Source organism: Nostoc sp. ChiVER01 (assembly GCF_034531155.1).
In the GTDB taxonomy this organism is placed as follows: domain Bacteria; phylum Cyanobacteriota; class Cyanobacteriia; order Cyanobacteriales; family Nostocaceae; genus Nostoc.
Genome location: NZ_JAVRBS010000052.1, coordinates 1 through 15482 on the forward strand (window position 1 = coordinate 1; position 15482 = coordinate 15482).

Below are 15482 nucleotides of genomic sequence, written 5' to 3' on the forward strand. Positions count from 1 at the left end.
ACTTACCGAGTTTGCTTTCCCCTATTATATGCAGCTTCATATTAAATTGGTATAAGTATATTAAAGTTAATCCATATAAAGAAGTTGTAGTAGGTGCAATTAGATTATAGAATTGTAGGGGATGAACAGCAAAATTTTAGTGAATTATCCCGTTTATAATTTCAATTGAAGCTCGATTAGTACTAATTTAAATTAAATAAATATTAGTTTTTTGAGGTTTTATATGCCAATTGAAACAATACCTGGAACTTCATTACAGTACTATTTAGTCGCATTTGATGCTGTTGTTAATGAACGTGATGAGCCTCAAGGTAAAATGAGCCAAAAGTTGTTAGATATCCTGTCTGGTCAGCCAATCACAGATGTCTTTATATTTAGTCATGGATGGATGAGTGATGTAACTGGAGCGCGACAGCAATATAACAAATGGATAGGTGCAATGCACAATAATTTAAATGATATTGCACAAATCGAACAAGCAAGATCGGAATTTCACCCACTATTAATTGGCTTATATTGGCCGAGTTTGCCTTGGGGTAATGAAGAACTTAGTAATCCAGTTTCTTTTGATTCAACATCTACTTCTCCATTAGAGAGCTTGATTGAGCAGTATGCTCAGAGAATAGCTGACACAGATACTTCCCGACAGGCACTTCATACAATTTTCCAAGCAGCGATGGAAAATATTACACCCGACTATATGCCATCAGAGGTACGTCAAGCTTACGAAGTTTTAAATCAGGAATCAGGTTTAGGTAATGATGGTGAAGGAGCAGCGCCAGGGAGCGATCGCTTATCTTTCGATCCAGAAAGTATATTTGAAGCTGCCAAAGCAGAACCAGTTGATTTTGGTCAATTCAACTTGAGTGGAATTTTGATGCCCCTGCGAGTCCTCTCTTTTTGGAAAATGAAAGACAGAGCGCGTCAAATTGGTGAAACTGGCGGCTTCGAGTTACTAGCACAACTACAAAAAGCAACTGCAAATACCGTGCGATTTCATCTCATGGGTCACAGTTTTGGATGTATTGTTGTTTCCGCTATGTTAGCAGGGCCCAGAGACCATAACACTTTAGTCCGTTCAGTTAATTCTGTAGCTTTAGTACAAGGTGCTTTATCGCTATGGTCTTACTGTGCAGATATTCCAGTTTTACCAGGTCGTCCGGGTTACTTTCATTCTGTAGTTGCTGATAATAAAGTATCCGGCCCGATTGTTACTACACAAACTGAACTAGATGCAGCGCTTGGTAAGATGTATCCCTTGGCTGCGGGTATACGCCACCAAATAGTTTTTGAAACTGTTGAGCTTCCTAAGTTTGGCGCACTAGGCACTTTTGGGGTACGTGGTCCAGGTTTGGAAATTGTAAATATGAAGATGCTTTCTGTGAGTGAAGCGTACCCATTTACAACAGGTAAAATTTATAATTTGGATAGTACTCAGTATATATGTGATACCCATGATGGAATTTTTGTTGGCGCTCACAATGATATAGCTAAACCAGAAGTAGCTCATGCTGTGTGGCAAGCTGTGCTCGCTAGTTAAGTCAATCGAAAATCAAGGAATAGCCAAATTATGAACGAAGAATCGCTATTTTTTAATGGAATTGATGGGGCGACTGGTAAGTATTTGCTTCCACCCCTGACACCAATGCAAGTTTCTCAAATTGCTCAGGGTGAGGAAATAGATTTAGAACTTTTAAGCGAATTACAAAGGAAAAATTTACACGTCAAGGGACTAGACCCAGAGTTTGCACCCATAGAGGGAGTAGACCCGAAAAACCTAGCAGAAACTGGTTGGGGAGTAATCTTTGCTTATAATGCTGACCCAGCAATTAAAGAAGCACTTAGCCCATTGTTAGAATTGCGTCAAAAACAAGCTACCCAAAACAAAGAACATTATTATCAGGAATATATCGGCGTAAAAGCTTATCGTCCAGGTGAGACGAAAACTAAGTTTTTGGCACGTCATCAAGTAGGGCAAGGGCCTGCCGACCCTGATAAGATGCCTTACTACCTACTGATTGTAGGCGACCCAGAAACTATTCCTTATAGCTTTCAATACCAACTTGATGTGCAGTATGCGGTAGGTCGGATTTATTTTGATACTTTAGAAGAATATGCTCAGTATGCTTGTAGCGTTGTCGAAGCAGAAACAGGTAAGTTCTCGTTACCTCGCAGTGCTAGCTTTTTCGGCGTGCGGAACAGTGGCGATCGAGCAACTCAACTCAGTGCGGACCAATTAATTAAACCCCTAGCTGAATGGATAGCCCAAGACCAACCAGGCTGGAATGTCCAAACTGTCCTCAAAGATGAAGCTACTAAAGCTCGACTGAGACAATTATTAGGTGGCGATGAAACTCCTAGCTTGTTATTTACAGCTAGTCACGGTATGGGTTTTCTCAATGGCGATCCCCGACAAGAACGCCACCAAGGAGCATTGCTGTGCCAAGAATGGCCAGGGCCACTCCAGTGGAGAGAAAAAATTCCCGAAGATTTTTATTTTTCTGCGGATGATATTAGTGTCAGCGATCGCTTGCTGGGATTAATTGCCATTCATTTTGCCTGTTATGGTGCTGGCACGCCTAAATTCGATGACTTCGCCCATAATAAAACTACTAATGAAAGGTCAAATATTGCTCCTCGTGCTTTTGTGGCTGGTTTACCACGGCGCTTGCTGAGTCATCCGCAGGGAGGGGCATTGGCTGTAGTTGGCCATGTGGAACGAGCTTGGGGATATTCTTTTATGTGGGAGAGGGCTGGGGCGCAGTTGCAAGTCTTCCAAAGTGCTTTAAAGCGATTGATGGAAGGGCATCCTGTGGGATCGGCTATGGAGTTTTTCAACCAGCGTTATGCAGAACTTTCTTCCGATCTCAGCAGTCAACTAGAAGAAATTAAATTTGGAGCGATCGCAGATAACTCAGCTATAGCCGATATGTGGACAGCCAACAATGATGCTCGAAGCTATACAATTATTGGCGACCCCGCAGTACGACTACCCATTTATGATAGAAACACTGTGGAACGACCAATCATTGAAAAAGTGACTTTGCCAGCCGCATTTGCAACAGCAGAAGTATCTGTATTACAGCCAGCTAAATTGGATTTGATTAAATCTTTAGAAACTTTTTTAGAAAAAGTTCAGCAGGCTCCTGCATCTGAAGTTGAACAAATTCAAGCAACTGTGTCAGCTGTCAATGATTTACTCCTGGAGTTGAAATCATGAACATCTTTGAAATTACTATTCAACGTAAATATCAAGATAGCTGGCCTGTAGTTGTCGAACATACCAAACCAGGTCAATTCGTGCCGATTCGTAATCAAGGCATACTTGAGATTAATGATGATATTGCTGCACTTAGAGCATTAATTGGACAACCAGATAAATATGGTGCGGCATTAGGTAAAGCACTATTTCATAATGATATCCGTGATGCTTTTTCCAAAGCTTTAGCAACTTTGGAAGATGCTAAAGATGGAAATAATTATCTTCATGTTTTGCTCTATATCGAAGCAGATGATCTTAAAAAACTACACTGGGAGAAACTCTGTGTTCCCTTAGATGGAAAATGGGTATTTTTGTCACTTAACCAAAGGACACCTTTTTCACTCTACATTCCGGCAATTACAGAGCAATTGTTCCCAGCGATCGGGCGGCGGGACTTGCAGGCTTTGATTGTAGCAGCCAGTCCATCAGGTTTAGGTAGATTTCAATTAGATAGTTTTGATGTGGATGCGGCTGTAGCTGGTATAAAAACAGCCTTTAGTAATCAAATTCCTGGCGATGTTTTAGCAAAAGTTGATGGTGCAATCGCGCTGCCCACTTTGGATACAGTTTTGCAGTGTCTCACAAATAATGAAAAATACTATACATTAGTTCACTTGATATGCCACGGTAAGTTATTGGCGGATGGAGAGACTGCCATTTATTTATCCACTGATGACAACCAAGTAGCACCAGTCAACGCAACTACTTTAATTAATAGACTAAGTAAATTACGCCGCGCCCCGCATTTTGTATTTTTGTCTACTTGCGAAAGTGCTAGTAATACAGCAGAAGCAACAGGAGCAATGGGGGGACTAGCACAACGCTTAGTTAGAGAATTGGGTATACCTGCCGTCGTGGCAATGACGGACAAAGTTAGTATAAAAACTGCTCAAGCTTTAGCTACCACTTTTTATCAAAAATTGAGAGTACATGGCAATGTAGATTTAGCATTGAGCGAAGCTACAGCTGGATTGCAGGGTAGATATGACATAACTGTGCCAGCACTGTTTAGCCGTCTAGGAGGACGACCGCTATTTAGCAATACTCCAGACCGCCCGCTTACATCCAAGGAAATCAAGGATGGTTTAGATTCTTTAAAAGCATTACTACCAGAACGTGCGCCTATACTATCCGATGAATTTAATCAGCAAATAACAATGCTGAATAGAACGTTAGGTACTGAAACCAAAGAGGCACTGCAAGAACAGCAGCAGGCTTTGGATACAGTCAATAAGATATGTAGCGAGGTCTTGGATTGGAGTTTTCCCGCTTTGGCATTGGGTACAGAAGAACCACCAGCCTACGACTCACGCTGTCCTTTTCAAGGATTGAAGCCATTCCGCTTGGAAAACCGGGAGTTTTTCTTTGGGCGGGAGCAGTTGATTGCACAACTACAACAGAAACTGGCGCAAGACAATTTTTTACCTGTGTTGGGGGCTTCTGGTAGTGGTAAATCATCCCTGGTATTGGCAGGATTAATCCCAGCACTACAAAGCCAGCAGCCAAACCTCCAGATGGCTTACATGACACCAACTAGTGAACCAATTGCTACACTGCAAACAAGTCTATCAACCTTTCAAGACCAGGATTTTGTATTGGTGATAGACCAGTTTGAAGAACTGTTCACTCTCTGTAGTGATGCAGCGCAAAGACAAAAATTCATCGAGCGATTAATCAGTTTTAGCCAGCAGCAAAAAGTCATAATTACGATGCGGGCAGACTTTTGGGGAGAATGTGCAACTCACCCCAAACTTAAAGAAATGATGCAGGTGAGACAAGAATTAATTGCTCCTATGGATTCAGCCCAGTTACGTCGAGCAATGGAAATGCAGGCTGCAAAAGTGGGTTTGCGCTTTGAAGCTGGTTTGAGCAATTCCATTTTAGATGAAGTTGAAGGAGAACCAGGAGCAATGCCGCTGCTGCAACACGCATTGTTTGAGTTGTGGAAACGGCGACACGGCAGATGGTTACGTTGTCAGCAGTATGAAGCGATTGGTGGTGTGAAAATGGCAATTTCTCAGACTGCTGATGCTGTTTACAATGGCTTATCACCGCAGGAAAAAGAACAAGTACGCAATATCTTTGTGCGCTTAACCCGCCTGGATGAAGAAGCTGTACAAGGTGAGAAACGACGCGATACGCGACGGCGAGTTGAGTTGGAAGAATTAGTACCTGTAGATAGTGACTTGGGGTTAACTAAAAATCTGGTGCAGCGATTGGCTGGCGAAGGTGCGCGACTTGTAGTTACCAGCATCAATGAGTCTACAAAACGGGAAGAAGTAGAAGTTGCCCATGAAGCCTTAATCCGCTACTGGCAGAGATTGCAAAACTGGTTGAACGAAAATCGTAATAATTTGCAACTGCGTGAGAAAATTCGTCAAGCTGCACTGGATTGGAATCAGTCTCAGCAAAAAGAAGATTATTTGCAACTTCGGGGTGGGAGGATAGATGATGCACAAATGCTATCCCAGCAACGTCTTTTGAATAAACTTGAGGCTGACTATGTGAAGGCTTGTGTCGATTTGCGTTTACGCCAAGAAAAAGAAAAAGAAGTACGTCGTCGGCGCGAAATAAATACAGCATGGGGAATAGCTGGCGGCTCTATCCTTGGATTTATTGTTACTGCTAGCTTAGGACTGGTAGCTTGGCAGAAATCACAGCAAACAGAATTAGCTAAAGCAGACTCTCTAGGTCAATCTTCAATATCATTGTTGAACTCACGTCAAGAGTTTGATGCTCTTTTCGAGGGTATGAAGGCTGGAAAGATTTTGGAAAAACAAAAAGCAAATCAGCCCCTGATTACAGCAGCATTGCAGAATGTTTATAATGTCAGAGAACAGAATCGGTTAATACAGCATCAAGGTGCTGTTAATAGTGTAGTATTTAGTCCAGACGGCAAAACCATCGCTTCTGCTAGTGACGACAACACAGTCAGAATCTGGGATACTGAGGGTAAATTGCTGCTCACTCTCACTGAGTCTAAAAGTAGTGTCTATAGTGTAATATTTAGCCCGGATGGCAAAATTATTGCATCTGGTGATTTTGAGGGAAATGTCAGAATCTGGGATACTGAGGGTAAATTGCTGCACGCCTACCGAGACCATAAAAATGCAGTCTATAGTGTAGTGTTCAGCCCGGACGGCAAAACTCTCGCTTCTGCTGGTAAAGACGGAAAAATAATAATCCGGAATATTATTGAGGATAAGCTGCCTCAAATTTTTGATTCAGGTCAGCGTAGTGTTAATAGTGTAGTATTCAGCCCAGATGGCAAAACTCTCGCTTCTGCTGGTGAGGATGGAATTGTCAAAATCTGGAATATTAATGGTAAGTTACTGACTTCCATAAACAACAGTTATTGTTCTAAAAGTCAAAATACTAAAAAGTGTACCCCCAAGCTTTCTCCTCTTAAGAGTGTGGTATTCAGCCCAGACGGTGAAACTCTCGCCTATGGTAGTTTTGACGGAAGTGTCAAAATCTTGGAATGGGATAAGACAAAGTTGAAGCTTAAGTATGTGTTGTACTATCCGAATGCGGTCAAAAGCGTAGTATTTAGCCCAGACGGCAAGACCATTGCACTTGCTAGTTACGATAAGACTGTCAAAGTTTGGGATTTAAAGGCTAACAAGCGAAAGCTAACCTTGATTGGACATCAGGATGTTGTTAATAGCGTAGCATTTAGTCCAGATAGCAAAACTCTTGCCTCTGCCAGTCGGGACAAAACTATTAGAATCTGGAATATTCAAGCACAGCCTCCGCATACTTTCATTGAGCATAGAGGTGCTGTTAAGAGCGTAGCATTTAGTCCGGATGGCAAAACTCTTGCTTCTGCTAGTGACGACAAAACTGTCAAAATCTGGGACATTGAGGGCAACATATTATCCACTTTATATGGGTATCAAGGTGGTGTCACAAGTGTAAAATACAGCCCTGACGGCAAAATTATAGCTTCTGCTAGTGGTGACAAAACTCTCAGAATCTGGAATATTGAAAGCCAAAAACTGTATACCTTCTTTGGGCATCAAGATGGTATCACTATTATAGTATTTAGCCCGGATAGCAAAACCATTGCCTCTGGTAGTAAAGACAAAAGCATAAGAATTTGGAACACTGAGGGGAAATTGCTTAATACTTTTTATGGGCATACGAAGAGTATCAATAGTGTGGTATTCAGTCCGGACGGCAAAATCCTCGCCTCTGCTAGTGAGGACGGAACTGTGAAAATATGGAATTCAGAAGATGGCAAGTGGAATTCAGGAAATAGCAAGGAAGAGAAAATAAATAATCCTATAAAGTATCAGTGCAATGAAGAACAAAACTGTAGTATAAAGAGTGTGGCATTCAGCCCGGACGGTAAAACCCTTGCCTCTGCTGGTGATGACAAAACTGTAAGAACTTGGGACAGGCAGGGTAAACCCCTGAATACTTTTTATGGGCATACAGGAAGTGTCAATAGTGTAGTATTCAGCCCAGATGGTGAAACTATAGCCTCTGGTGGCTCTGATGGAACGATCAGAATATGGAATACTGAGGGCAAGCTTTTACAAACTCTGACTGGGCATACAGGAAGTGTCAATAGTGTAGTATTCAGCCCGAACGGCAAAAAACTCGCCTCTGGTAGTGACGACACAACCGTAATTTTATGGGATTGGGATCTAGATATGCTTATGGAAAATGCTTGTAATTTGATGCAAAATTATCTCAACAATCAGAAAAATGAGAAATTATGTAACAGTAAGACCAATACTGAGTAAGTACAGCAACACTAGTCAACCAATTTTTGCTATATGAATCTCAACCCAACTACTACTATCAAATATTAATTCATAAATCCGATTATGAACTTTCAAAACACCCTGTTGCTTAACTACTAACCCCGACACCAGCAACTCCTTCTCTTCTGGACTATCAATAACACCCACCTGCCCTCAAACACTTTATGCCTAGAAATCCGACGATTATGACATACTTTCAAGCACGTTGAATCGATAAAACTGATACCCGTACACCGTCCAAAACAATGCTTCAGATAGACGCACAAAGCCATACGAAAGCCAGTCTCAAAGCTGGATTTATCTTCCCGCACCTTCTTGACAAAAGTGCAATCACTCTAACCTCTCACCGATGTTGTTCACCAAGCTTTTCGAGACTTAACGGGAAAAGTCAGATGTTATATCTGCATAGCTCTTTAGCAGGAAATACTAGCTTTTAGGGCAATTTTTTAGGGGTTTATGTCCTTCAAACCTTTATCTAGCTTGTATTATCAACAAATTTTCTCCTTCATTTCTAGCGTATAGTACAATTTAATATCTATCTTTAGATAGATATTTTTTTTACAAACCACTGAAATATGATGAAAGAGTCCAGTTAGTAATAAGCGACTAGCCTAATAAATGCTAAATTGTTAATTAGTTAATACTCAACAACACGTAGAAATTGCTACGTATAAACTATTCTGATTACCATGTAAGGGGGTCACAATAATTAGCCTTCTAGAGAAGTTAGCACTGTAGTATGATAGCCATAATTTTACCTTAGATAGAAATAGAGCTAATCAAATATTTTCATCTGAAGAATTTGATAATTCACAAATAAGTACAATCTCTCTTCAAGTGGTTTTATAGTAACCATCTCTGCATATTTTTTATTAATGCAAACCAAAATTTTTGTAGGCTCTTATCTTAGTAAAAGTATCAAATATTGATTTAATTTTTTAATTACTTTCCAAAATATCAAGCTTTAATACTTTTTTTGCTTCTTTCAGGGAAAAATATTATACTACTTCTGCCCGTTAAACAAAATAATGAATTGTACAATGGCATTGCCATCATCAAGACACGCAAGCTAGCTTTATAATTTAAATTCTTTTATAGAAGAGAGATGGAAAAATAGGCAGGGCTATTTCATTCTAAGTGTCGGAACTTTAGCTTTGTGCTAAAAGCAGGGCGGCCGCATCATGTCAATAAGCAAGCTTTATTCTCAAATAGACCTGAAAAATAATGTCATTAAGTTTTGCTTATTGCGAAAACTTTAGGCGATCGCTTTGGGGCTTAAAAATCAAGGGCGAAATCCTGCTTTTTTCGTTGGTTCTTAACCTTCGTTGTGATCAAGAGTAATTTAGATGCGTTTGCCCTGGTGTTAGAAGGCGGTGTGTTCATATTAGAGGGTATTTACTCCCGTAAGCCAACTAATAATTCTAGAAGCCTTGGCTGAAATTCAAGACCCTTACGGCGTGCAGTAAAACGTCATAATCTGGCACTATGTACGCGCATTATTGATGAATAGGTGTTCTACAGGATAATTAAGATTCACAAAATTTTATGATTGATGATCTAGATCGGACTCTAGAAGAATTACTTAAGCATTCACTATCGCCAGATTTAATCCGTCAGGTAAGCATCAGTTTTATTACACCCAACGCTCAATTTCCACCTACCTCAGTCACCTTACCTGCGATTAATTTATTTCTTTATGACGTGCGAGAGAATCGGGAACTTCGCAACAACGAATGGCTGGTAGAACGCCAGAGTAATGGTAATGCCATTAAAAAGTCCCCTTTGGTACGAGTAGACTGTTCCTACCTGATCACTGCTTGGACTAATGAAACTTCCCCTACCCCAATTCGAGATGAACATCGTTTACTGGGGGAAGTGATGAAAATACTGTTACGCTACCCAACACTTCCATCGGAAGTTCTTCAGGGAAGTCTGGTAGAACAGGAATTACCACTACCAACTATGTCTCTCCAACCAACTCAACTCCAGAGTATAGGAGAATTCTGGCAAGCACTGGGAGGCAAGCCAAAAGCAGTGTTGAATTACACTATCACGATTAGCGTGGTAGCTCAAGAACCACTCACAACACCGTTGGCAACAGAATTGCAGATTAATACATAGGAGGAATAAGTTATGGTGTCGCAGTGGTTGTTGATCGAGTCGGCTAGGCATCAAATTGCGATCGCTGGACGCATAACTAATGCCCAAACAAACAAAGCTATTAGTGGTGTTGAAGTCATGCTTACTAAAGCACCAGAGTCTTTTAGCAACTGGCTCAAGCTCAAAGCTTTACAGTACGGAGAACGCTGGCAAAAGATGACACAACGCCCCGACCGAACTAGAACTGCTGTTGATGGTCACTTTCATTTCTTAGACTTACCTAATGGCGAGTATAGTTTGACAGCTTCTCTGCCAACTGCTGGCAAACGCTACGGCACTGCTCAGGTAACGGTGACTGTATCCCGTAAGAATGAGAACAAGATAGTCATGGCTGCGGCTGACATTGCCCTGTCACCTACTATCGTCAAAGGTAAGATATCTGACCAAAATGGTGATCCTGTGGTTTTGGCACAAGTACGGGTAAATAAAAGCGCAGAACGCACATTCAGCAATCAACAAGGGCAGTATCTACTAATGGAGCTTGAAGCATCACAGACACAGGAACGAATTATAATAGTTTCTGCCGCAGGTTACGATATCGCTTCTGGAAAAGTACTGCTCAATGAAGCTGGCATAGAGAAGACCTTAGACTTTGTTTTGAAAAAAAGAAATAGTGTGTAAATGCCTGGAAAAGCTTGTCAAGCTTGCACTTCCCACTCACAAACAAGTTTCCTTAGAGCAGCGATCGCAACAAATAGATAAATTAACCTCTCCGTTTTCTAAATCCGTAATTAAACACTCATTTTCAAACGAAGGAAAGAAGAACATGCCACAAACTACTTATCTATCACCTGGAGTATATGTTGAGGAGATCCCCTCTGCGATTCAACCCATTGCAGGTGTGGGAACTAGTACAGCAGGATTCATTGGAGTTGTACCGAATGAGATTACTATTCCTATCGCTGCGGGAATTAAAAGAACAAATATAGAGATTGGACAAGGAAATGGAAATGATACTACTTTTGATTTACCAGACCAACTAGTCAGCAAAACCAAGGGGACGTTTCAGTTTAAAGTTAATAATGTTGTAAAGCCAGCCGAAATTCAGGATAAACCTGATTCTGATGGTGTTGTTCAAGTCAAGTTTGCTCAAGCTCCCGCAGCGAATGCAACAATCATAGGCAATTATATTTTGCTAGCCTTCCAGGTGAAAAATGAGCTAATTGGCACAGGAAAGAATAAAACAGACGATTCCCCAGAAGACACATTTTCACTGAAACAATATCCAAGTAACAAACCTGATCTAAGTAACAAAACTGATACCAATACATTTAAATTTCGGATTAATGGTAGCACCCAATTGAATAATACCTCCATCCAAGCTACCTTCGAGGCAGATACCCAAGATGCAAATGGCAATCCTATCGCTCAAGTCAAGTTTGCTCCACCACCACCTCAAGGCAGTATTATCACAGGTGACTACCAAGCTAAGCACCCTACTTTCAAGGTTGTACCAGTTGGGGAAGTGAAACTGTGTACAAACTTCAGCGAGTTTAAAAAATTCTTCGGGGACTTCTCAACCGATCCAGGACAAAATACCCTAGCCCAGGCAGTTTATGGCTTTTTTAACAACGGTGGGACTCGGTGTTATGTAATACGGGTAGATGAGCCAAGCAAAATTACTGCTGACTTTCTCAAGGAAAAATTTGAACCCATCGATGAGATAGCCATTGTAGCTGCTCCTGGTATAACAGATAATGCTATTACTAGTGCTATTACTATACATTGTCAACAGGCAACTCAAGACCGTTTTGCCATTTTCGATAGTCGAGAGGAGCTGGGAGACCTCAGCTTACTTGACCCGCAAGCTGGCGACAACAACATCCTCCCTGATTTCTCAAACTACGCTGGCTACTACTTCCCTTGGATTCAAATTCTCGATCCTGCTGCCAAAACGCTTAACCCAGAAGGAGATGGACGTATATACGTACCACCTAGTGGTCATGTCGCTGGAATCTATGCGCGAGTAGACAATACTAGAGGGGTGTTCAAAGCTCCTGCTAACGAAGTCGTGTTAGGTGCTTTAGGTTTAAAGCAAAAAATCAGCAAAGCTCAACAAGCAGGACTCAACCCTCAAGGTGTCAATTGCATCCGCGATCTCAACGGCAGTATCCGTGTATGGGGAGCGCGCACCTTGGGCGGTGATGCTAATGGGGAATACAAGTACATCAATGTCCGTCGTACAATGCTGTTTTTACGGGAATCTATCGATCAGGGAACCCAGTGGGCAGTTTTTGAACCCAACGATACCAAATTATGGTCAAAAATTATACTTAATGTTACTGCTTTTTTAACAATTGTTTGGCGTAATGGTGCTTTGTTTGGTACTACACCCCAAGAAGCATTTTATGTAAAGTGTGATGAAGAGACTAACCCACCTGAAGTTCGGGAACTGGGTCAGGTAATTACAGAGATTGGAGTGGCGATTGTCAGACCAGCAGAATTTGTGATCTTCCGTATTAGCCAGTGGACTGGGCCAAGCAATCAATAGAGACTGTATTACTGTATCAAGTAGTAGAAAATGCTTAAACATCAAAGTCCTGGCGTTTATTATAAAGAGCGTGTTCAACCACCAGAACAAAAACTGCAAACAGGGGTGCCTGTATTTTTGGGTTACACCACAAAAGTTCCTGAAGATAATCACAGCAATAAAAAATTTAACAAACCCCAAACTCTAACTGTCTGGGCCCAATTTGAACGGTACTTTGGTAAGCCAGCACATAATAGCTACCTGCCTTATGCTGTACGTGGCTTTTTTCAAAACGGTGGGAGTTTATGCTATGTCGTTCCTCTTCAAGAGAATATCTCACCCTCCGCAGCCCTACTTGCAGGGTTGGAGGCAATCGAACTACTTTACACCATCGACTTAGTTTGTGTGCCAGATATTATGCGATCGCCACCACCAGGAAACTGGACAAATGATCCATGTGCGCCAGAGATTGAGCAATTGCCAATATCAGAGAATTTACCCCCAGACCTTGAGATTGTATTAACCATGCAGTCTGCGGTTTTAGAGCATTGCAATCGTTTGGGCGATCGCTTTGCCATTCTCAATTCTCTACCTAATGCCAATGCACAACAAGTACTTCATCACGGAGAAAGACTCCAAGAACATAATGCAGCCCTCTACTATCCTTGGATTCGAGTTCAAGATGATTCTTACCTCAAAAGCCTCCTTGTACCGCCCTGCGGTCATATTGCAGGTGTTTATGCCCGCACTGACCAAAATATCGGTGTCCACAAAGCACCAGCAAATGCAATTGTCAACGATGTTCTAGAATTGCAAGTTAACCTGACAAACAACCAGCAGGGGGCACTGAATATAGAAGGTATTAACTGTTTACGTAACTTTCCTGGTCGAGGGATTCTGGTTTGGGGCGCTCGTACCCTCAGCCATGACCCAGACTGGACATATATCAACGTGCGACGGCTGTTCCTCACGATTATCCGTTGGATCGAGTGGAATATGCTGAGTGTCGTATTTGAACCGAACGATGCGATTTTATGGAATCGGATTGGACGAGAACTGTCTACTTATTTTAATGAACTGTTTCAACAAGGAGCACTTAAAGGTAGCACAGCAGAGGAAGCTTTTTATGTGAAATGCGATGAACAAACTAACCCACCGCAAGTAAGAGACGCAGGACAAGTAGTTACAGAGATTGGTATTGCTCCCATCTTACCTAGCGAATTCATCGTTGTTACTATCTTCCACGGCAAAACAGGGATCAGCATTACTGAAGTTCCCAAATTTGGTTAATAAATTCAGGAGATTAAATTATGGCAGCTGGCGATCGTAAAGATCCATATAAGGTATATAACTTTGAATTGGAGATTGGTGGTAAACGTGCTGGATTTCAAGAATGCTCCGGTCTAGATTCTAGCCAAGACCCGATTGAATATAGAGAAGGTAATGAAAAAACTCTAACAGTAAGGAAATTACCAGGTCTGGTTAAATATTCCAATATCAGCTTGAAATATGGAATTACAGATGACACATCACTTTGGGATTGGTTAACAAAAGCAGTCACAGGTAAAGTTGAGCGTGTCGATGGCACTATTTCTTTATTAGATGATACAGGCGCATCAAAATTAAAGTGGAAGTTCAAAGCTGGCTGGCCAACGAAATGGACGGGAGCAACATTTAATGCTACTAGTAACGAAGTGGCAATTGAAACCCTGGAAATTGCTCATGAGGGTATAGAAAAAGCCTAGATATTAAGAACTAGGAGGCATAATGTTGCAAACAGAGTTTCCTTTCACCCTGCCGCAGGGTTATATAGACTTGGAGGGCAACCTCCACCGTGAAGGCATGATGCGATTAGCCACTGCCTACGACGAGGTTGAGCCATTAAAAGATTACAAAGTGCAGACAAATCCTGGTTATCTCGTCATCATTTTGCTAGCACGAGTGATTACCAAACTGGGTAATTTAGAGCAAATTAATACCAAGGTCATTGAGAACTTATTTGCTGCTGACTTTGCCTTCTTGCAGGACTTCTATTTGCGGATCAACCAAAATGGTAATAGTCGGTTGCTAGTGCAATGTCCTCATTGCAAAGGTGAATTTGAGGTAGAAACAGCCAGCCTGGGGGAGTCATGAGCTATCCTGCGGATAAATTATCTGCGGAGATAGCTTATATTGCCTATCACTTCCACTGGGGCTATGAGCAAATTATGTCCTTGGAACACCCAGAACGACAAAATTGGGTGAGCGAGATTGCCAAGATTAATCAGCAGATCAACAACTCAATCACATAGAGGAGTCTTAACTATGGCAATAGGCATTGGTGCGCTAGGTATTACTATTGATCCGTATGCTGCCTTTAATTTTTCTGTCGAGATTAATGGATTGATAGTTGGTGGATTTACTGAGGTCAGTGGTCTACAGAGTCAGATTGAAGTCGAAGAATATAAAGAAGGCGGAGAAAATAATTTTACCCATAAGTTACCTGGTAGAACAGTTTATTCCGAAAACCTAGTTTTGAAACGTGGTCTGACAGACATTGAAGCTTTATGGAGATGGTATCAAGATGTGGCAAAAGGTATCATTAAACGGAGAAACGGCACAATTTATTTGCTCGATCAACGAGGATTACCAGCAATGTGGTGGGATTTCCGGCAAGCTTATCCGGTTAAGTGGAGTGGCCCGGAATTTAAGTCAGACAATACTACTGTTGCTTTCGAGACAGTAGAACTGGTTCACCAAGGCATAGTCAAACCAACAGCAAGCAGTGCTACGTCTACTGTGCGAGGAGTAGCTGGAATTGTAACGCGATCGCTTTAGT

The 15482-nt window shown here is 41.6% G+C and carries 12 protein-coding genes and 1 pseudogene; 11 read left to right on the forward strand and 2 right to left on the reverse strand.

What is annotated here, in order from left to right; genetic code table 11:
* Positions 1–223 precede the first annotated feature (223 nt).
* From RMY00_RS35155 to RMY00_RS35165, 3 genes are read left to right on the forward strand one after another with little or no spacing between them, the layout of a single operon-like run.
* Positions 224–1540 (forward strand): hypothetical protein, encoded by a 1317-nt coding sequence (locus tag RMY00_RS35155; RefSeq protein WP_322651978.1) that lies wholly within the window; start codon positions 224–226, stop codon positions 1538–1540.
* A 30-nt stretch (positions 1541–1570) separates the two neighbouring features.
* Complete coding sequence (locus RMY00_RS35160; RefSeq protein ID WP_322651979.1) at positions 1571–3220, forward strand: C25 family cysteine peptidase; 1650 nt, start codon at positions 1571–1573, stop codon at positions 3218–3220.
* Positions 3217–8013, forward strand: coding sequence for an eIF2A-related protein (locus RMY00_RS35165; protein ID WP_322651980.1), 4797 nt, complete (start codon positions 3217–3219; stop codon positions 8011–8013). The genes RMY00_RS35160 and RMY00_RS35165 overlap by 4 nt, the downstream gene beginning before the upstream one ends.
* A gap of 15 nt (positions 8014–8028) precedes the next feature.
* On the opposite strand, the gene RMY00_RS35170 is transcribed toward RMY00_RS35165, so the two are convergent.
* Positions 8029–8181 carry a hypothetical protein gene (locus RMY00_RS35170; RefSeq protein ID WP_322651997.1) on the reverse strand — a complete coding sequence of 51 codons (153 nt, stop codon included), beginning with the start codon at positions 8179–8181 and terminating at the stop codon, positions 8029–8031.
* Positions 8182–8183: 2 nt separating this feature from the next.
* A pseudogene (locus RMY00_RS35175) lies at positions 8184–8300 on the reverse strand (transposase); the annotation flags it as partial.
* Between the two features lie 1279 nt (positions 8301–9579).
* On the opposite strand from RMY00_RS35175, the gene RMY00_RS35180 reads away from it, so the two are divergent.
* From RMY00_RS35180 to RMY00_RS35215, 8 genes are all read left to right on the forward strand, one after another.
* The gene (locus RMY00_RS35180) at positions 9580–10155 is read left to right on the forward strand and encodes a DUF4255 domain-containing protein (RefSeq protein WP_322651981.1); all 576 of its coding nucleotides are present in this window, start codon (positions 9580–9582) and stop codon (positions 10153–10155) included.
* Between the two features lie 12 nt (positions 10156–10167).
* On the forward strand, positions 10168–10815 hold the full coding sequence (locus tag RMY00_RS35185; RefSeq protein ID WP_322651982.1) for a carboxypeptidase-like regulatory domain-containing protein: 648 nt from the start codon (positions 10168–10170) through the stop codon (positions 10813–10815).
* 145 nt (positions 10816–10960) lie between these two features.
* Positions 10961–12685 (forward strand): phage tail sheath family protein, encoded by a 1725-nt coding sequence (locus RMY00_RS35190; RefSeq protein ID WP_322651983.1) that lies wholly within the window; start codon positions 10961–10963, stop codon positions 12683–12685.
* 30 nt (positions 12686–12715) lie between these two features.
* Positions 12716–13954, forward strand: coding sequence for a phage tail sheath family protein (locus tag RMY00_RS35195; RefSeq protein WP_322651984.1), 1239 nt, complete (start codon positions 12716–12718; stop codon positions 13952–13954).
* A 20-nt stretch (positions 13955–13974) separates the two neighbouring features.
* Positions 13975–14409, forward strand: coding sequence for a phage tail protein (locus RMY00_RS35200; protein ID WP_322651985.1), 435 nt, complete (start codon positions 13975–13977; stop codon positions 14407–14409).
* 22 nt (positions 14410–14431) lie between these two features.
* On the forward strand, positions 14432–14797 hold the full coding sequence (locus tag RMY00_RS35205; protein WP_322651986.1) for a phage tail assembly protein: 366 nt from the start codon (positions 14432–14434) through the stop codon (positions 14795–14797).
* Entirely contained in the window at positions 14794–14955 is a 162-nt protein-coding gene (locus RMY00_RS35210; protein WP_322651987.1) for a DUF6760 family protein, read from the forward strand. The genes RMY00_RS35205 and RMY00_RS35210 overlap by 4 nt, the downstream gene beginning before the upstream one ends.
* 13 nt (positions 14956–14968) lie before the next feature.
* Positions 14969–15481 carry a phage tail protein gene (locus RMY00_RS35215; protein ID WP_322651988.1) on the forward strand — a complete coding sequence of 171 codons (513 nt, stop codon included), beginning with the start codon at positions 14969–14971 and terminating at the stop codon, positions 15479–15481.
* The last annotated feature ends 1 nt before the right edge of the window (position 15482 follow it).

Coding starts and splice junctions, on each gene's coding strand:
- RMY00_RS35155 (WP_322651978.1), top strand. CDS start 224: ATGCCAATTGAAACAATACCTGGAACTTCATTACAGTACTATTTAGTC.
- RMY00_RS35160 (WP_322651979.1), top strand. CDS start 1,571: ATGAACGAAGAATCGCTATTTTTTAATGGAATTGATGGGGCGACTGGT.
- RMY00_RS35165 (WP_322651980.1), top strand. CDS start 3,217: ATGAACATCTTTGAAATTACTATTCAACGTAAATATCAAGATAGCTGG.
- RMY00_RS35180 (WP_322651981.1), top strand. CDS start 9,580: ATGATTGATGATCTAGATCGGACTCTAGAAGAATTACTTAAGCATTCA.
- RMY00_RS35185 (WP_322651982.1), top strand. CDS start 10,168: ATGGTGTCGCAGTGGTTGTTGATCGAGTCGGCTAGGCATCAAATTGCG.
- RMY00_RS35190 (WP_322651983.1), top strand. CDS start 10,961: ATGCCACAAACTACTTATCTATCACCTGGAGTATATGTTGAGGAGATC.
- RMY00_RS35195 (WP_322651984.1), top strand. CDS start 12,716: ATGCTTAAACATCAAAGTCCTGGCGTTTATTATAAAGAGCGTGTTCAA.
- RMY00_RS35200 (WP_322651985.1), top strand. CDS start 13,975: ATGGCAGCTGGCGATCGTAAAGATCCATATAAGGTATATAACTTTGAA.
- RMY00_RS35205 (WP_322651986.1), top strand. CDS start 14,432: ATGTTGCAAACAGAGTTTCCTTTCACCCTGCCGCAGGGTTATATAGAC.
- RMY00_RS35210 (WP_322651987.1), top strand. CDS start 14,794: ATGAGCTATCCTGCGGATAAATTATCTGCGGAGATAGCTTATATTGCC.
- RMY00_RS35215 (WP_322651988.1), top strand. CDS start 14,969: ATGGCAATAGGCATTGGTGCGCTAGGTATTACTATTGATCCGTATGCT.